The following is a 16,940-nucleotide window of genomic DNA, read 5'->3' as shown; positions in this document are numbered from 1 at the left end:
GATTGGAGCCGTCCAATCCGTTGGCGCACGGGGTGCCGCGCTGAAAGGTCGGCGCACGGCACTAGAATGATTCGGTGACTTCCAGCAACAACTCGTTCGTGCACCTCCACAACCACACCGAATACTCCATGTTGGACGGTGCCGCCCGGCTCGGGGAGCTGTTCGATGAAACCGAGCGGCTGGGCATGCCCGCCCTGGCCACCACGGACCACGGCTATCTCTTCGGAGCCTTCGACTTCTGGAAGAGGGCCACCGACCAGGGCATCAAACCGATCATCGGCGTCGAAGCCTACGTCACGCCCGGCACCGCGCGCACGGACAAGACCCGCGTCCGCTGGGGCGAGGAAAACCAGCGCAAGGACGACATTTCCGGCGGCGGCGCCTACACTCACATGACGCTGCTCAGCTACAACAACGTGGGCATGCGGAACCTGTTCCGGGCCTCATCGATCGCCTCCCTGGATTCGGTCTTCGGCAAATGGCCCCGGCTGGACCGCCAGCTGCTGAACACCTACTCCGAAGGCCTGATCGCCACCACGGGTTGCCCCTCCGGTGAGGTCCAGACCCGGCTCCGGCTCGGCCAGTACCGCGAAGCCGTCGAGGCGGCGGCCGAATTCCGCGACATCTTCGGCGCCGAGAATTACTTCTGCGAGCTCATGGACCATGGCCTGGACATCGAGCGGCGCGTCACGGGCGACCTGCTGCGCCTGGCCAAGGAACTGAACCTGCCGCTGGTGGCCACGAACGACCTTCACTACACCCACGAGCACGACGCCAAGGCCCACGAGGCCCTGTTGGCCATCCAGTCCGGTTCCACGCTCCTGGAGCCCACATACGACAACGGCGGCTCGCGCTTCGCCTTCTCCGGCAGCGGGTACTACCTGAAGTCACCGCAGGAAATGCGTGAGCTGTTCCGCGACCACCCGGAGGCGTGCGACAACACGCTACTGATCGCCGAGCGCTGCGAAGTCTCGTTCAACACCGGCGCCAACTACATGCCGCGCTTCCCCTGCCCCGAGGGGGAGGACGAAACGTCCTGGCTGGTCAAGGAAGTCGACAAGGGACTCCAGTACCGCTATCCCCAGGGCATCCCGGACAAGGTGCGCACCCAGGCCGACTACGAACTCGGCGTCATCACGTCGATGGGTTTCCCGGGCTACTTCCTGGTGGTGGCCGACTTCATCAACTGGGCCAAGAACAACGGCATCCGGGTGGGTCCCGGGCGAGGTTCGGGCGCGGGGTCCATGGTGGCCTATGCCATGCGCATCACCGACCTCGACCCGCTGCACCACGGCCTGATCTTCGAGCGCTTCCTCAACCCGGACCGCGTCTCCATGCCTGACTTCGACGTCGACTTCGATGACCGGCGCCGTTCCGAGGTCATTGACTACGTCACGCGCAAATACGGCGACGAACGTGTCGCGATGATCGTCACCTACGGCACCATCAAAACCAAGCAGGCCCTCAAGGACTCCTCGCGCGTTCTGGGCTACCCGTTCAGCATGGGCGAGCAGCTGACCAAGGCGCTGCCGCCGGCCGTGATGGCCAAGGACATCCCGCTGGCGGATATCCAGAACAAGGACTCGAAGCGTTACAGCGAGGCCGCGGACTTCCGGCAGCTGATCGCGACGGACCCGGAAGCCGCCAAGGTGTTCGAAACGGCCCTCGGCATCGAGGGCCTGAAACGCCAGTGGGGCGTCCACGCGGCCGGCGTCATCATGTCCTCGGACCCCATCATTGACGTGATTCCGGTGATGCGCCGCTTCCAGGACGGCCAGGTCATCACCCAGTTCGACTACCCGACGTCCGAAGGCCTCGGCCTGATCAAGATGGACTTCCTGGGCCTGCGGAACCTCACGATCATTTCCGACGCCCTGGAAAACATCAAGATGAACCGCGGGATCGACCTCGACCTGGAGTCCCTGGAACTGGACGACGTCGCGTCCTACGAACTGCTCGCCCGCGGCGACACCCTGGGCGTCTTCCAGCTCGACGGCGGCCCGATGCGGTCCCTGCTCAAGCTCATGAAGCCTGACAACTTCGAAGATATCTCCGCGGTGCTGGCCCTCTACCGGCCCGGTCCGATGGGTGCCAACGCGCACACCGACTACGCCCTGCGCAAGAACGGCATCCAGGAGGTCATCCCGATCCACCCGGAGCTTGAGGAACCGCTCTCCGAGATCCTTGGCGGCACCTACGGCCTGATCGTGTACCAGGAGCAGGTGATGGCCGTGGCTCAGAAGCTCGCCGGCTACACCCTGGGCCAGGCCGACATCCTGCGCCGCGCCATGGGCAAAAAGAAGAAATCCGAGCTGGACAAGCAGTTCGCCGGATTCTCCCAGGGCATGCAGGACAACGGCTACTCCATGGCCGCGGTCAAGACCCTGTGGGACATCCTGCTGCCGTTCTCCGACTACGCCTTCAACAAGGCGCACTCGGCGGCCTACGGCGTGATCTCGTACTGGACCGCCTACCTCAAGGCCCACTATGCGCCGGAGTACATGGCCGCCCTGCTGACCTCGGTCGGCGACGACAAGGACAAATCGGCGATCTACCTCAACGAATGCCGGCGCATGGGAATCACGGTGCTGCCGCCGGACGTCAACGAGTCAACGCTGAACTTCACCCCGGTCGGAACCGACATCCGCTTCGGCATGGGAGCCATCCGCAACGTCGGAGTCAACGCCGTCGACGCCATGGTGGCCGCGCGCGAAAAAGAGGGCGCCTACACGTCCTTCAAGGACTACCTGGTCAAGGTCCCGGCCGTGGTGTGCAACAAGCGCACCATCGAGTCCCTGATCAAGGCCGGTGCCTTCGACTCCCTGAACCACCACCGCCGCGCCCTGGCGATGATCCATGAAGAAGCCATCGACTCCGTCATCACGCTCAAGCGCAATGAGGCGATCGGCCAGTTCGACCTCTTCGCCGGCTTCGATGAGGCCGAATCGGAGGCGTCGCTGAGCATCGAAATCCCGGACCTGCCCGAATGGGAGAAAAAGGACAAACTCTCCTTCGAACGCGACATGCTTGGCCTGTACGTCTCGGACCACCCGCTGCAGGGGCTCGAAGGGCTCCTGAGTCAGCACGCCGACCAGTCCATCACCTCGCTCATTGCCGAGGACGGCCCGCACGACGGCGCCATCGTCACCATCGCCGGCATGATCACCTCGCTGAGCCGGCGGATCGCGAAGGCCAGCGGCAACGCCTATGCCCGCGCGGAGATCGAGGACCTGGGCGGTTCCGTCGAGGTCATGTTCTTCGGCCAGGTCTACGGTCCCATCGCCTCGGTGCTGGCGGAAGACCTGATCGTGGTGGTCAAGGGGCGGCTGCAGCGCCGTGATGACGGGGCTGTCGCGCTGAACTGCATGGAACTGTCCGTTCCCGACCTCAGCGAGGGCCTCAACGGCCCGCTGGTGATCACCATGCAGACCCATAAGGCGACCGAAGCCGTCGTGACCGAGCTCGGTGACGTGCTGCGGACCCACCGGGGCAAGTCCGAGGTCCGGCTGCACCTGCAGGGGGACTCCAGGGTGGAGATCATGGGCCTGCCCGTCCATCTGCGGGTCAACCCCAGCCCCTCGCTGTTCGGGGACCTGAAGGTGCTCCTCGGCCCGACCTGCCTGGACAGCTGACATGCCCGACCTGCCTGGACAGCTGACATGCCCGACCTGCCTGGACAGCGGACATACAGGGGTTCCTGGTCCGGGTTAGGCCCGACGCCCGCCGGGGTGACAGTTAATGCCCATGCCGCTCAAAGACATGGGCGCTAAGTGTCACCTCGTGGGGCAAAGGCGCGCGGCACGCCGGTTCCTCCTGGCGGCCGGCGCCTTGGGAGCCGGTCAGATCTCGTAGTCCAGCGGGACGGGCTGGCCATAGGAGCCGGAATGGTAGAGCAGCGGGGCGCCGTCGGAGCCCACTTCGCCATCGACGACCTCGACCACCACCACGGCGTTGTTCTCGAAGGAGAGCCGCATCTGGACCTTGCCGATCAGCCAGCCGGCCACGTCCTTGAGGATCGGCACCTCATGGGGTCCGAGCTCCCAGTGATCGCCCTCGAAGCGGTTGGCGGTCCGGGCAAAACGGTCGGCCAGCGCCTGGTTGTCCAGCCCCAGCATGTGGACGCCGATGTAGGGGGTGTTGGCTACGGCCGGCCAGGAGCGGGAAGTGCGGGCCATATTGAACGTGAACCGGGGCGGCTTGGCCGAAAGCGATGCCACGGAGGTCGCTGTGAAGCCGTAGGGGACGCCGTTGAAGTTGGCGGTGATGATGGCCACGCCGGCCGCGTGCCGGCGGAACATTTCCCTGAAGGTTCCTTCGAAGGCTTGGTTCTCTGTGGCCACTGCGATCCAACTCCCTGCTGCACGTGTGTGATGTTCCTACCCTGCCAGCGTATTGCGCCTGCGATCGGCCGCGGTACTTGTTTACCCGGCGGCGTCATGCGAATCGTCATCCGGGGACGCGCGGCGGCATGAGTCCGTCCGGCGGAAAGCTTGTTAAGGTTTGTTGCATGACAGAGCCCGCAGTGCACGGCCAGCCCCCGCAGGACGTCCCGCGGGACACCCACCAGGACGCTCCGGAGAATACCCGCAGGGACACCCCCCGGCGGACGGCCCGGGGTTCCGGGCCGGAGCCCGCGTCCGGGCGTCCGGCACGGGAGGCCGGCAACCGCGCCGTGTCCTGGCGGAAGGCCGCGGGCATCGCCGCCGCCGGCGTCCCGGTGGGGTTGCTCTGGTGGCTTCTGGCGCCCTCCGGGCTGAATCTGCTCTCGGCAAATCCGGAGCTGCGGAGCGGCGGCAACACGGAAGGCTGGCTGCCGCGGGATCTGGTGCTGGCGGGCCTGTTCCTGCTCGCCGGCTGCATTGCTGGGGCGCTGGCCTCCGGCAGCAAACACGACGGGCCGTCCGGCCGGGACGTCCTCCTCGCGGTGGGTGCCGGAGCGCTGGGCGCACTCGCGGCCTGGGGGACCGGCGTCATGTGCGGCCTGTGGTGGGGAACGCCGGAGGTCGCTTCCGCCGGCGCCAGCAGTGCCTTTTCGCTGCGGTCCCTGGCAGTGCTGGCCATCTGGCCGGGCTGCACCGCACTGACCATTTTCCTCAACACCGTCTTCACTACACCGCAGCCGGAAGCCGGGTCCGGATCCCACCCCGGCGCCGTCGGGCGGCCGTCGAAATAACGGCCCCTAAGCAAGAAGTAACGGCCCCGATGTAACAGGCGCGGGCGTCCCCGGCGGGGCACGTAAAATGAAGGCGTGACCCTTTCAGCTGACAGCTCCGTGCCCGCCGTAACTGCGCCCCCGGTTCCCGCCGCCCCACACTTCCGCACCGTTGACCTGCGCGGCCAGCGTCTTACCCTGGCCGGTCTCCGCGCCGCGGTGCCCCGGGCGCAGGCCGGCGCCATGGCCGATGCCGAGCAGAAGGTTCTGGACATCATCGATGGCGTCCGCACCCGGGGCTTCGAGGCACTGAGCGAGCTGGCCCGGACCTTCGACGGCGTGGAGCAGTCACACCCGCGGGTCCCCGCCGAAGCGCTGACGGGCGCCTTGGCCGCGCTCGATCCGGCTGTGCGGGCGGCACTGGAAGAGTCCATCAGGCGCGCGCGGCGCTTTGCCGACGCCCAGCGCCCGGCGGACACCGACGTCGAGTTCGGCGAGGGCGCGGTCGTCAGCCAGAACTGGGTCCCCGTGGCGCGAGTGGGCCTTTACGTTCCCGGCGGCCTGGCCGTCTACCCGTCGTCCGTGATCATGAACGTCGTCCCGGCCCTGGCGGCCGGCGTCGAATCCATCGCGCTGGCATCCCCGCCGCAGAAGGGCTTCGGCGGACTGCCGCACCCCACGATCCTTGCCGCCGCGTGCCTGCTCGGGATCGAAGAGGTCTACGCGATCGGCGGCGCCCAGGCCATCGCAGCCTTCGCCTACGGCATCCCCGCCGCGCCGGGAAAGGCCGGAATCGACCCGGTGGACGTCGTCACCGGCCCCGGCAACGTCTTCGTCGCCACGGCGAAGCGCCTCGTCAAGGGCGTCGTCGGCATCGATTCCGAGGCCGGCACCACCGAGATTGCGATCCTGGCCGACGCCACTGCCCAACCCGGCCTGGTCGCGGCTGACCTGATCAGCCAGGCCGAGCACGACCCCAAGGCCGCGTCCGTGCTGATCACGGACTCCGAGGACCTCACCGCCGCCGTCCGGGTGGAACTGGACCGCCAGGCGGCAGCGACCAAGCACGGTGCGCGCGTCCGTGAGGCGCTCTCCGGGCCGCAGTCCGGCGTCGTTCTGGTGGACAACCTGGAACAGGGCATCGCGGCGTGCAACGCCTACGCAGCAGAACACCTGGAGATCATGACGGCGGACGCGCCCGGGGTGGCGGCGCGGATCCGCAGCGCCGGCGCGATCTTCGTGGGGGATTACAGCCCCGTCAGCCTGGGCGACTACTGCGCCGGCTCCAACCACGTGCTGCCGACCAGCGGCACCGCGGCGTTCTCGTCGGGACTGAATGTGACGACGTTCCTGCGCGCCATCCAGGTCATCAACTACACGCGCGCCGCCCTGAAAGAGGTCAGCGGGCACATCGTGAGCCTGTCCGGAGCCGAAGATCTGCCGGCGCACGGCGAGGCAGTCACCGCCCGCTTCGCCGGGAACCTGTGACCAGACTCCGGACCACAACATGTAGTAATTACAGTCTTGTTATTCGGCTACATCTAGTCGTAAACTGATTTCGGAGCCAACCGCTCCGGCAAATCACGGGTGTACTCCCGCGGTGGGCCACCAGCTTGCGGCAGGGGAGGAAACGACATGTATTGCCCGTTTTGCCGCAACCCTGATTCGCGTGTGGTGGACAGCCGGATCGCTGACGACGGTTCAGCCATCCGACGCCGCCGGCAGTGCCCCGAGTGCGGCCGCCGCTTTACCACCGTCGAGACCACCAGCCTCACCGTGATCAAGCGCTCCGGAGTCGGCGAGCCATTCAGCCGCAGCAAGGTCATCAACGGGGTCCGCAAGGCCTGCCAGGGACGTCCCGTGACTGAGGACGACCTCGCCATGCTCGCCCAGGAAGTCGAAGAGACAATCCGGGCCTCCGGCGCCGCCGAGATCGAGGCGCACGAAGTCGGCCTGGCCATCCTCAACCCGCTCCAGCGGCTCGATGAGGTCGCTTACCTGCGCTTTGCGAGCGTCTACCAGGCCTTCGAATCCCTCGAGGATTTCGAAGCTGCCATTTCCCTGCTCCGCCATGAGGCCGAGACCAAGGGACGCGAAGGCACAAGCCAGCAGGCAAGCCCGCTCTAGGCCCTGGCCAGGAGCGCCGGCTCACAGACTCCGGTGGTGGCAGCGGAGGGGAAGCCGCGGCCACCACCGGCACCACGTTTTCCGGCCCCGCACCGGAAGGGCCCTCGCGGGCCGCGTAGTCCTTCCCTTCAGCGGCCGCCGGAGACCGGCAGCACGGCGCCGGTGATGTACCCGGCCTCGCCGGAGAGCAGCCAGAGCACCGCCGCGGCTACTTCGTCCGGCTCAGCGCCGCGGCCCAACGGAATCGAGGGGCTGAGCCTCTCCACCCGGTCCGGCATGCCTGCCGCCGCGTGCAGCCCGGTGTTGGTGCTGCCGGGAGCCACACAATTCACCCGGATGCCCTGCGCCGCGACCTCGGCGGCGAGCCCCACCGTCAGCACGTCCACGGCACCCTTGGACGCCGCGTAGTGCACCCAGGTGCCGGGGGAGCCTGCCTTCGTGGCGGTTGAGGAGATGTTGATGATGGAGCCGCCGCGGCCGCCCCGGTCCGTGCCGAGCCTCCTGACGGCCTCCTGGCAGACGTAGAGCACCCCGGCGACATTGACGTCCAGCACCCGCCGGATGGTCTCGGCAGGGACATCCAGGAGCGGGCCGATCAGGTTTCCGGTGATGCCGGCGTTGTTCACTACGCCGGTCAGGTCACCAAGCGCTGCGGCGGAGTCAAAGAGCCGGGCGACGGCGGCCGGGTCGCTGACGTCCGCCTGGACGGCCACCGCAGCCCCGCCGTCGTCGGTGATGCCGTCCACTACGGACCTGGCCCCGCCGGCGTCGGCGGAATAGTTCACGACGACGGCGTACCCGGCCCGGGCGGCGCGGAACGCCACCGCGGCGCCGATGCCCCGGCTCGCGCCGGTGACGATGAGGACCTCGGGCCGGGGCTCCGTCATGGTGCTACTTGGCCAGTTTGTGCTTCAGCGCGATCTCAAGGGCGGCGCCGACGATGCCGGCGTCGTTCTTCAGTTCCGCCGGGACAATCGGGGTGCGCAGCTGCAGCCGCGGGAGGTATTCGTCCGCGCGCTTGGAGATGCCGCCGCCGATGATGAACAGTTCGGGGGAAAAGAGGAACTCCACGTGCGAGAGATAGCGCTGCAGCAGCACGCTGTACTCCTCCCAGCTCAGGCCGTCCCGTTCGCGGGCCACGGCCGAGGCCTTGCTTTCAGCGTCGAAGCCGTCAATTTCCAGGTGTCCGAGTTCGGCGTTGGGAACAAGCTTGCCGTCGAAGATGAACGCGGAACCAATGCCGGTGCCGAGCGTGATAACCAGCACGGTGCCTTCCACGAATTCGCCGGCGCCGAAGCGGGCCTCCGCGAGGCCGGCGGCGTCGGCGTCGTTGATGACCTCAACGGGCCGGCCCAGGCGGGCGGTCAGCATTGCGTCGATGTCCATTTCGAGCCAGGACTTATCCACGTTGGCGGCAGAGTGGACCACGCCGTGCTGGATGATGCCGGGAAAGGTGACGCCGACCGGGGAGTCCGGGGCCGGAGCATCGGGCCGGGCGGAAAGCTCGGCCACAACCTGGGCCACGACCTCGGCCACGGATTCGGGGGTGGAGGGCTGCGGGGTGGGCATGCGCACGCGGTCACCGACCAGCTTGCCCTTTTTCAGGTCCACGATCCCGCCCTTGATCCCGGTGCCGCCGATGTCGATACCGATCAGCGGGGCGTTCTTCTTCAACTTCTCGTCCTTCTTGGCCAATGTGGTTCCGTTCGTGGCAGGGGGCGGAGCATAGGAGGGGTGCGGCCCAGGGCCGACGGGTGAAGACCGGGATCTTCAGGCGGAGCAGGAATCAGGGGAGAGTCAGGACTTCCGCGCCGGACTCCGTTACGAGCAGGGTGTGTTCGAACTGTGCCGTGCGTTTGTGGTCACGGGTCACGACCGTCCACTCGTCAGGCCACATGTCCCACTCGACCGTACCGAGCGTCAGCATGGGCTCGATCGTGAAGACCATGCCGGCCTCCATGACCGTGTTGTATGCCGGGGCTGCATCGTAGTGCGGGATGATCAGGCCGGTGTGGAAAGCTTCGCCCACGCCGTGGCCGGTGAAGTCGCGGACGACGCCGTAGCCGAACCGCTTGGCGTAGGACTCGATGGTGCGGCCGATCACGTTGATTTCGCGGCCGGGGGCCACGGCTCGGATGGCGCGGTTCAGGGACTCCTGCGTGCGCTCGACGAGCAGCCGGGACTCCTCGTCAACGTCACCGGCCAGAAAAGTGTAATTGGTGTCGCCGTGTACGCCGCCGATGTAGGCCGTGATGTCGATGTTGAGGATGTCCCCGTCCTGGACGACGGTGCTGTCCGGTATGCCGTGGCAGATCACTTCGTTCAATGAAGAACACAGGGACTTGGGAAAGCCGCGGTAGCCGAGGGTGGACGGATACGCGTTGTGGTCGAGCAGGAATTCGTGGCCCACCCGGTCCAGCTGGTCCGTGGTGACGCCGGGCTGGATATGCTTGCCGACCTCCACAATGGCCCGGGCGGCAATCCGCGAGGCGATGCGGATCTTCTCGATGGTCTCCGCCGACTTGACCTCCGAGCCGGTGAACTTGGCCGGTCCGGGCTTTCCTACATATTCGGGGCGCGGGATCGACGCCGGAACGGGAAGCTGTGGACTGACTGCTCCCGGGACCAGGGTGCCGATGGGTGCAGTCGAGGCTAGAGAAGGCATACATTGATCATATAAGGCCCGGTCGAACGCCAGGAAACAGAAGCGGAAAGATCCCGTGGAAGTCACGGCCGCGTTCGGCGTCGTCCCGCCCCCTGCCGGGGCGCCACCCTGAGAGCTGAGGAGCATCAATGCCCGAGTACTGGTACAACGTCAACACGCACGAGGTTGAAGAGGACGCCATGTCCGACTGGAGCCAGCTGATCGGCCCGTACAAGACACGGGAAGAGGCTGAACACGCGCTGGAGAAGGTCAAGGCCCGCAACGAATCCTGGGAAAAGGGCGACGAGAACGACTAAGGCCAGTCCTCTGGTTCCGCGTGCCACATGGTGATGGCGCGGCGGCCGACGCCGGGAGCCGGCGGACCCGGACGGCCTGCAGTGTGGGCCCCGGGGCGGCGCCGTCTCACCCGAAGCGGATGAGCGCCGGCTGGCCACCGGCGGCCATACTTGGAAAATGCCGACGAGCGTTGCCCGCACACGCGGCGTCCGAGTCACAGACCTGGCCAGGCTGGCGTTTGCCTGGGCTGCCTCCACTGCGGCCCTGATGGTCACCGGCGCGCTGCTGCCGGGGTTCTCCGCCACCAGTTGGTGGGCCTACGCCGCCGTGGCAGCAGCGGCCGGCGTCGTCGGCCTGGTCCTCCGCCCGGCGCTGGTGGAGATCTCGGCCAGGGTGGGCTGGCTGGCGGTGCTCCTCACCGCCCTGCTCGGGCAAGGCCTGATTATGTACACCGCTATTCTCCTGGTCCCCGGCATCGAGTCAACGGCGTGGACAGCCCTCGCCGCAGCCTGGGTCAGTGCGGTCGTGGGCACGCTGATCTCGTGGGCCACCACAGCCGGCACTGACGACGGCCTCATCACCTCGTTGGCCGGCAGGGCGCGCCGGCGGGCAGCGGTGACCGATCCGGAGGTCGACGGCGTCCTGTTCGTGCAGCTCGACGGTGTCCCCTTCCCCGTACTGCAGTGGGCGGTCCAGTCCGGTGCAGTACCCCATATTCGGCGCTGGCTGTCATCGGGGGACTACACGGTCCGCGAATGGACTCCCCAGCTGCCCTGCACCACGCCGGCCAGCCAGATGGGCATTCTGCACGGCACCGTCGCCGGAATCCCCGCCTTCCGGTGGTACGACCGTGGGCTGAACCGGGTGCTGGTGGCCAACCGGCCGGCAGACGCGCGGGTGATCGAGGAGAGGCACCGCACCGGCCGGGGCCTGCTCTGCGACGACGGGGTCTCCATTTCGAACCTGTTCACCGGTGACGCGCCCCGGTCGCTGCTGACCATGAGCCGGGTGGAGGTCCGGCGCGGCTCCACACAAACCCGCCGGGCGTTCGCCTGGTTCTTCAGCTCGCCGAACGGGTTCATGCGAAGCCTCACCCGGACCGTCGGGGAGGTCCTCAAGGAACGGTGGCAGGCCCGACGCCAGGTCAAGCGTGATCTCGACCCGCGTGTGCACCGGGACTGGATATTCGCCCTGCTGCGGGCCGTGACCAACAGTCTCCTGCGTGACCTCAACACGGTCCTGGTCGCCGAGGAGCTGCGTCGTGGGACGAAGAGCATCTATGTCGACTACGTTGACTACGACGAGATCGCCCACCACGCCGGGGTGTTCCGGCCCGAGTCGCTTGCCGCGCTGGACGGCTTGGACCGCACGCTGGGATCTTTGGCCCAGCTCGCCGCGTCCGCCCCCCGCCGCTACCGGCTGGTCGTGCTCTCGGACCACGGCCAGTCCCAGGGCGCCCCGTTCGCTGACCGGTATGGCCAGACGCTCGGCGACCTCTGTGCGGAACTCATGCACGAACAGGTCCAGGCCGTGGACGCCTTGGTCGAGGGGCTCGGGCGCGCGGGCTCCCTGGCCGGAGACGTCGCGAATGGCGGGATGGCCGGACGACTCGCCGGCCGTGCCGACAAGGGACTGACCAAGGCGCAGCAGACTCCGGTTCCCGGCGGCGCCGAGGAGCCGGTCGTCGTGCTCGGCTCGGGGAACCTGGGTCTGGTCTACGTGCGGGGCGAGCGGCGCTGGACGCTCCAGGCCCTCGCCCGGGAGTGGCCGGCCCTGGTCCCCGGACTGTCAGGCCACCCCGGCGTCGGATTTGTCGCCGGCGTCGATGAAGACGGCCGGGCGTGGGCAATCGGGAGCGGCGGGCGCCTCAACCTCGCCAGCGGTGCAGTGGAGGGAGCCGACCCGCTGGCTCCCTTCGGGTCCCATGCGGCGCGGGTGCTTCGGCGTGCGCTGATGGACCCCGAGGCGCCGGATCTCTATGTCAACAGTGCTGTCGATCCGGTGACCAACGACGTCGCGGCATTTGAGGGCCTGGTCGGTTCGCACGGGGGGCTTGGCGGTTGGCAGGACCGCGCAGTGCTGTTCGGGCCGGCCGACCTTATGGCGGGGCTTCCGGAGCGGATAGAGGGTGCCGATGAGCTTCACCGGGTGCTGGTGGCCATGCTTGAGTCCTGTGGCCAGCGCGCGTCAACGGCGTTCCGGCGTTGACTGGCTGGACATTGCAGTCGGCTTGTCTGTCGGCTTGTCTGCGGGCCACGTCAGGGGTGCTGGTTCAATCCGGCCTGACCCATGACTGGCCCGGGGAAAGGACGACGGCGGTGCAGCCGGGAGCCTGCTCCGCCACGGCGTCAGCAAACCGGCGCCCGGGCAGCTCAAGCCAGCTCCGGGCAAAGTGCCTGACGAAGGGAGGGTGCAGCGTTCCCCAGTGCACCGGCAGGGCGAACCGCGCCCCGCTCAGTGCGACGGCCTGGGCTGCGGTCTCGGGGGACAGATGTCCCGCCGAGAGCCTCGGTCCCCACCCCCAGACCGGCACCAGCGCGACATCGATGGGCCCGCCCGCCATGGCGGGCAACGCGGCCATTTCCGGATACAACCCCGTGTCGCCGGCGATCCAGACGACGCCCGAAGGGCCGCGGACCAGTTGGCCGTGGGCGTCGTTTGGACGGTGCGGCATGGGGCGGTGACGATGCTCAGCCGGCACCTGGCGTATTTCCACCCCGCGGCCTGCCGGGGTCCAGCCGTCCCCGAGCGGGACCGTGTTCAGCAGTGCGCGGCGGCGTAACCAGGCGACGTTGGCCGGGGCACTCATCAGGGCAGCTGCGGGCAGCATGCGGAGGGAGCGCAGCTCGGCGTGGTCGTGGTGCAGGTGGGAGAGGAGGACGACGTCGGGCCGGCTCCAGGCTGCGGGGTCCGGCCGGGGTGCGAGGCGCCGCAGCAGTCCGGCATGAGGACGAAGCAGCGGATCCGTCAGGATCCGGACCCCGTCGAGATCCAGGACCACCGAGGAGTGGCCCAGCCAGGTGACTCTCATGCCGGGACCTGTGTTATTCCGCCTCGTCCTCCATGACGGCGATCGCGAATCCCAGCGCCTCGGTGATGTTGATTGCGGCCGACATCGTCCGGGCCGTTCCGATGATGGGGGCCACGGCGACGAGCACGTTCTGGACGTCTTTGGCCGTGACGCCGGACTCGATCGAGGGTCCCACATGGGCAAGGTAGGAAATGGGCCGGGCATCGACGGCGGCCAGGGCAGCGATCCGAATCATCAGCAGTGCGTCGGCCGGCAGGTCGGAGCGCCCCAGGGACGCGTTGGTGATGGCGCCGATGGTCTCAAGAACCGGGTTTTCACTCTCGGTGGACATAAGTCAATCTCCTTCACTTGGGGTTGCCATGACAGCCCCCGGGCGGGCTGTCAATCGTCAGCGGGAAAGCACGGGCGCCGGATTCCGCGGGCACAGCCCGTCTACTCAGCTCAGGCCATGGCCTTTGTCTTGAGGGACTCAAACTCGGTCTGGCTGATGGCTCCGGAGTCGAGCAGGGCCTTGGCATCGGCGATCTGGCTTGCCGGGCTGGCCGACTTGCCTGCGACCTGCTGGATGTACTCCTGCTGGGCGGCCTGCTGCCGGGCCACTTCCGCCATCTGCCGGTCGGCCATGCTGCGGCCCCGGGCGATCAGGTAGATGAGTGCTCCGATCCAGGGCAGGAAGACCAGCAATATTGCCCAGCCGGCCTTGCCCCAGCCGCTCAGGGTGCTGTCGCCGAACATGTCAAACAGGCAGCGGAACCACACCATGAGCGCGGAGATCCAGATGAAGAACCAGAAACTCCACAGCAGGACGTCCCAGAAGTCAGTCGAAATTGAGTTCATGGCTACTCCTCCACTAGTGTCCGCTGGTGTCCGGCCAATCGCTTCACGCACGAATCAGGCTGGGACGGCGGAACATCTGCCGGGGCCCGATGCAGGCCCTCAATGGCCAGCCTGCCCGGACTCGCGGGTCATCGCATCGTTCGTAAAGGATGAGGTGGCCCCGAAAACCCGCGGGAGCGGCCAGGACGAGAATGCCGCGGAAGTCGCCGGGAAGAGCGGGCCGCAGCGGTGCCAGGACGAGCGGGCCGCAGCGGTGGCCAGGAATAGCAGGCCGAGGCAGTCCTAGAAGGAGTGCTCGGGGCCGGGGAACTGGCCGGAGCGCACGTCCTCGCCGTAGGCCTTCGCTGCGTCGCTGAGTGAGGTGCGCAGGTCCGCGTACTGCTTGACGAATTTGGCCATCTTGCCACCGCGGAGCCCCGCCATGTCCTGCCACACCAGCACCTGGCCGGTGGTCGCGTTGCCGGCGCCGATGCCGATGGTGGGGACCTCGACGGCGGCGTCCACGGCAGCCGCCGTCGACGCCGGAACCATCTCCATCAGGACGCAGAACGCACCGGCGTCGGCCAGCGCGACGGCATCATCGACCAGCCGCTGGGCGTCATCGCCGCGACCCTGGACCCGGTAGCCGCCGAGGGCGTGCTCGCTTTGCGGGGTGAATCCGATGTGCGCCATCACCGGGATGCCGGCCTGGACCATCGCCCGGACAGTCTCTGCATAGAATTTTCCGCCCTCGATCTTGACGGCGTGGGCGAGCCCTTCCTTCAGGAAGCGGACGCCGGTGGCCACCGCCTGCTGGGCGGAGACCTCGTAGCTGCCGAATGGCAGGTCCGCCACAACGAGGGCGCGCTTGGCCGAGCGGGTGACGGCGCGGCACAGCGGGAGCAGTTCGTCCACGGTGACGGGCAGGCTGGTTTCGTTGCCGAAGACGTTGTTGGAGGCGGAGTCGCCCACGAGGAGGACCTCGATGCCGGCCTGGTCGAAGATTTCCGCCGTGTACTGGTCATAGGCGGTCAGCATGGCGAAGCGCTCACCGTTGAGCTTCGCCTGATGCAGGTGGTGGGTGCGGATCTTCGCCACCGGCTTCCTGGTGCCGGCGTCCGGGCCAGGGGCCGACGCCGGCGCGGCGGCAGGGCTTGTGGCCGCAGCCGTCGGCTGGCCTGCGGCGGATGCCGCCGGGCCGTTGCCATAGGGGGCGGTTAGCTCTGCGGGCATGCTGGAATCGGGGCTGGTGCTTGTGGCCATGGCACGAGCGTAGTGCGGCACGGCGTGTCCAAGCTACCGGGCTCCAGACTGTGGGCGCGTGAATCACATCACACCAGCACCAGCCGGTCGTCCCGGCGGCCGCCCTGGGCCGCGAATTACGGGTTCCTCGTGTTAATGCTGTGTTACGCGGGGCAGCCGCTTCAGCAATCGGTGGCAATGATTAGTAAAGTGAATCGTGAGCAGCTGCGGGACCCATGCGCGACGGGCCTGGGGCACGGACGAAAGAACCGGAAAGAGGCCAGTATGGACCGCCAGCAAGAGTTTGTCCTGCGGACGATCGAAGAGCGCGACGTGCGGTTCGTGCGGCTGTGGTTCACCGACGTCGTGGGTTCGCTGAAGTCCGTGGCGTTGGCCCCGGCCGAGGTGGAAGGCGCGTTCGAGGAGGGACTGGGCTTTGACGGCTCCTCCATTGAGGGCCTCGCCCGCGTTTTCGAGTCCGACATGCTGGCCCAGCCGGACCCCGCCACTTTCCAGATCCTGCCGTGGCGCGGTGAGACGGAGGCGACATCGCGGATGTTCTGCGACATCCTGACTCCCGACGGCGAACCCTCCGCGGCTGATCCCCGCAACGTCCTCAAGCGCAACCTGGCCAAGGCCGCGGACATGGGTTTCACCTGCTACACCCACCCCGAGATCGAGTTCTACCTGCTCAAGTCCCAGCAGCCGGGCCCGGACGGTTCCCCCATTCCCGTGGACGAGGGCGGCTACTTCGACCATGTTCCGGGCGGGGTGGCACAGGACTTCCGCCGCACGGCCGTGACCATGCTGGAATCAGTCGGCATCTCGGTCGAGTTCAGCCACCACGAGGCCGGCCCGGGCCAGAACGAGATCGACCTGCGCTACGCGGATGCCCTGCAGACCGCGGACAACATCATGACGTTCCGCACGGTGATCAAGGAGGTCGCGCTCCAGCAGGGCACCTATGCGACCTTCATGCCGAAGCCGTTCACAGCCCACCCGGGTTCCGGCATGCATACCCACTTCTCGCTCTTCGAAGGCGACACGAATGCTTTCTACGAGGCGGGCGCGGAGTTCCAGCTCTCCGAGACGGCCCGGCAGTTCATCGCCGGCATCCTCAAGCACGCTCCGGAGTTCACCGCGGTGACCAACCAGTTCGTGAACTCCTACAAGCGGCTCTGGGGCGGGGGAGAGGCGCCCAGCTACCTCAGCTGGGGCCACAACAACCGCTCCGCGCTGGTCCGCGTCCCGCTGTACAAGCCCGGCAAGGGCCAGTCCGCGCGGATCGAATACCGCGGCATCGACTCGGCGGCCAACCCCTACCTCGCCTACGCCGTGCTGCTGGGCGCCGGGCTCAAGGGCATCGAGGAGGGTTACCAGCTCCCCCCTGCTGCCGAGGACGACATCTGGTCGCTGAGCTCGGCCGAGCGCCGCGCCATGGGCCACGACCCGCTGCCGGCCAGCCTGCACGACGCCATCCGCTCGATGGAGGACTCCGAGCTCATGCCGCAGATCCTCGGTGAGCAGGTGTTCGAACACTTCCTGCGCAACAAGCGTGCCGAGTGGCAGGACTACCGACTGCAGGTCACGCCCTACGAGCTGCAGCGCAACCTCGGCATTCTTTAGGCGGC

The 16,940-nt window shown here is 67.5% G+C and carries 15 protein-coding genes; 7 read left to right on the top strand and 8 right to left on the bottom strand.

Features of this window, described 5'->3' with window-relative positions; translation table 11 throughout:
- The first annotated feature begins 74 nt into the window (after window positions 1-74).
- Window positions 75-3,632, top strand: coding sequence for a DNA polymerase III subunit alpha (dnaE, locus tag AC1MFL_RS01995; RefSeq protein WP_479813046.1), 3,558 nt, complete (start codon window positions 75-77; stop codon window positions 3,630-3,632).
- A gap of 207 nt (window positions 3,633-3,839) precedes the next feature.
- Here dnaE and AC1MFL_RS01990 read toward each other — a convergent pair whose 3' ends face one another.
- A complete protein-coding gene (locus AC1MFL_RS01990) occupies window positions 3,840-4,298 on the bottom strand; it encodes a flavin reductase family protein (RefSeq protein WP_479815261.1) in 459 nt (152 codons plus the stop codon).
- A gap of 209 nt (window positions 4,299-4,507) precedes the next feature.
- Here AC1MFL_RS01990 and AC1MFL_RS01985 point away from each other — a divergent pair, with 209 nt between their 5' ends.
- The 3 genes from AC1MFL_RS01985 (at window position 4,508) to nrdR (ending at window position 7,279) form a co-directional block, all read left to right on the top strand.
- Window positions 4,508-5,173: a hypothetical protein gene (locus tag AC1MFL_RS01985; RefSeq protein ID WP_479813044.1), complete on the top strand. Its 666-nt coding sequence runs from the start codon at window positions 4,508-4,510 to the stop codon at window positions 5,171-5,173.
- 75 nt (window positions 5,174-5,248) lie between these two features.
- A complete protein-coding gene (gene hisD, locus AC1MFL_RS01980) occupies window positions 5,249-6,640 on the top strand; it encodes a histidinol dehydrogenase (RefSeq protein ID WP_479813042.1) in 1,392 nt (463 codons plus the stop codon).
- Window positions 6,641-6,787: 147 nt separating this feature from the next.
- A complete protein-coding gene (gene nrdR / locus AC1MFL_RS01975) occupies window positions 6,788-7,279 on the top strand; it encodes a transcriptional regulator NrdR (protein ID WP_479813040.1) in 492 nt (163 codons plus the stop codon).
- Window positions 7,280-7,407: 128 nt separating this feature from the next.
- Here nrdR and AC1MFL_RS01970 read toward each other — a convergent pair whose 3' ends face one another.
- The 3 genes from AC1MFL_RS01970 to map all read right to left on the bottom strand — a co-directional run bounded on the left by AC1MFL_RS01970 (window position 7,408) and on the right by map (window position 9,944).
- Window positions 7,408-8,166: an SDR family oxidoreductase gene (locus AC1MFL_RS01970; RefSeq protein ID WP_479813039.1), complete on the bottom strand. Its 759-nt coding sequence runs from the start codon at window positions 8,164-8,166 to the stop codon at window positions 7,408-7,410.
- A gap of 4 nt (window positions 8,167-8,170) precedes the next feature.
- On the bottom strand, window positions 8,171-8,974 hold the full coding sequence (gene ppgK, locus AC1MFL_RS01965; protein ID WP_226761039.1) for a polyphosphate--glucose phosphotransferase: 804 nt from the start codon (window positions 8,972-8,974) through the stop codon (window positions 8,171-8,173).
- A gap of 91 nt (window positions 8,975-9,065) precedes the next feature.
- Window positions 9,066-9,944 (bottom strand): type I methionyl aminopeptidase, encoded by an 879-nt coding sequence (gene map / locus AC1MFL_RS01960; RefSeq protein ID WP_479813037.1) that lies wholly within the window; start codon window positions 9,942-9,944, stop codon window positions 9,066-9,068.
- A gap of 128 nt (window positions 9,945-10,072) precedes the next feature.
- Between map and AC1MFL_RS01955 the strand changes: the two genes are divergently transcribed.
- Both AC1MFL_RS01955 and AC1MFL_RS01950 read left to right on the top strand, forming a co-directional pair.
- Window positions 10,073-10,240, top strand: a complete 168-nt coding sequence (locus tag AC1MFL_RS01955) for an SPOR domain-containing protein (protein ID WP_301227834.1) — start codon at window positions 10,073-10,075, stop codon at window positions 10,238-10,240.
- A gap of 157 nt (window positions 10,241-10,397) precedes the next feature.
- Window positions 10,398-12,428 (top strand): alkaline phosphatase family protein, encoded by a 2,031-nt coding sequence (locus AC1MFL_RS01950; protein ID WP_479813035.1) that lies wholly within the window; start codon window positions 10,398-10,400, stop codon window positions 12,426-12,428.
- A gap of 64 nt (window positions 12,429-12,492) precedes the next feature.
- Here AC1MFL_RS01950 and AC1MFL_RS01945 read toward each other — a convergent pair whose 3' ends face one another.
- The 4 genes from AC1MFL_RS01945 to panB form a co-directional block, all read right to left on the bottom strand.
- Window positions 12,493-13,251, bottom strand: coding sequence for an MBL fold metallo-hydrolase (locus AC1MFL_RS01945; protein ID WP_479813033.1), 759 nt, complete (start codon window positions 13,249-13,251; stop codon window positions 12,493-12,495).
- Between the two features lie 13 nt (window positions 13,252-13,264).
- A complete protein-coding gene (locus AC1MFL_RS01940) occupies window positions 13,265-13,582 on the bottom strand; it encodes a carboxymuconolactone decarboxylase (protein ID WP_479813031.1) in 318 nt (105 codons plus the stop codon).
- A gap of 110 nt (window positions 13,583-13,692) precedes the next feature.
- Window positions 13,693-14,088, bottom strand: a complete 396-nt coding sequence (locus tag AC1MFL_RS01935) for an SHOCT domain-containing protein (RefSeq protein ID WP_301227843.1) — start codon at window positions 14,086-14,088, stop codon at window positions 13,693-13,695.
- Window positions 14,089-14,370: 282 nt separating this feature from the next.
- Window positions 14,371-15,330, bottom strand: coding sequence for a 3-methyl-2-oxobutanoate hydroxymethyltransferase (gene panB / locus AC1MFL_RS01930; RefSeq protein WP_479813029.1), 960 nt, complete (start codon window positions 15,328-15,330; stop codon window positions 14,371-14,373).
- A gap of 264 nt (window positions 15,331-15,594) precedes the next feature.
- Here panB and glnA point away from each other — a divergent pair, with 264 nt between their 5' ends.
- Window positions 15,595-16,935 (top strand): type I glutamate--ammonia ligase, encoded by a 1,341-nt coding sequence (gene glnA, locus AC1MFL_RS01925; protein ID WP_479813027.1) that lies wholly within the window; start codon window positions 15,595-15,597, stop codon window positions 16,933-16,935.
- Window positions 16,936-16,940: the final 5 nt, after the last annotated feature.

The sequence above is a fragment of the Arthrobacter sp. BG3 genome, from assembly GCF_056680185.1.
This window is presented reverse-complemented; position numbering and strand designations above follow the sequence as displayed.

Bases quoted from the DNA above. Each gene is read 5' to 3' on its own strand.
- AC1MFL_RS01990 (WP_479815261.1), bottom strand. From the start codon at position 4,298: ATGTTCCGCCGGCACGCGGCCGGCGTGGCCATCATCACCGCCAACTTC.
- AC1MFL_RS01985 (WP_479813044.1), top strand. From the start codon at position 4,508: ATGACAGAGCCCGCAGTGCACGGCCAGCCCCCGCAGGACGTCCCGCGG.
- nrdR (WP_479813040.1), top strand. From the start codon at position 6,788: ATGTATTGCCCGTTTTGCCGCAACCCTGATTCGCGTGTGGTGGACAGC.
- AC1MFL_RS01970 (WP_479813039.1), bottom strand. From the start codon at position 8,166: ATGACGGAGCCCCGGCCCGAGGTCCTCATCGTCACCGGCGCGAGCCGG.
- map (WP_479813037.1), bottom strand. From the start codon at position 9,944: ATGCCTTCTCTAGCCTCGACTGCACCCATCGGCACCCTGGTCCCGGGA.
- AC1MFL_RS01955 (WP_301227834.1), top strand. From the start codon at position 10,073: ATGCCCGAGTACTGGTACAACGTCAACACGCACGAGGTTGAAGAGGAC.
- AC1MFL_RS01950 (WP_479813035.1), top strand. From the start codon at position 10,398: ATGCCGACGAGCGTTGCCCGCACACGCGGCGTCCGAGTCACAGACCTG.
- AC1MFL_RS01945 (WP_479813033.1), bottom strand. From the start codon at position 13,251: ATGAGAGTCACCTGGCTGGGCCACTCCTCGGTGGTCCTGGATCTCGAC.
- AC1MFL_RS01940 (WP_479813031.1), bottom strand. From the start codon at position 13,582: ATGTCCACCGAGAGTGAAAACCCGGTTCTTGAGACCATCGGCGCCATC.
- AC1MFL_RS01935 (WP_301227843.1), bottom strand. From the start codon at position 14,088: ATGAACTCAATTTCGACTGACTTCTGGGACGTCCTGCTGTGGAGTTTC.
- panB (WP_479813029.1), bottom strand. From the start codon at position 15,330: ATGGCCACAAGCACCAGCCCCGATTCCAGCATGCCCGCAGAGCTAACC.
- glnA (WP_479813027.1), top strand. From the start codon at position 15,595: ATGGACCGCCAGCAAGAGTTTGTCCTGCGGACGATCGAAGAGCGCGAC.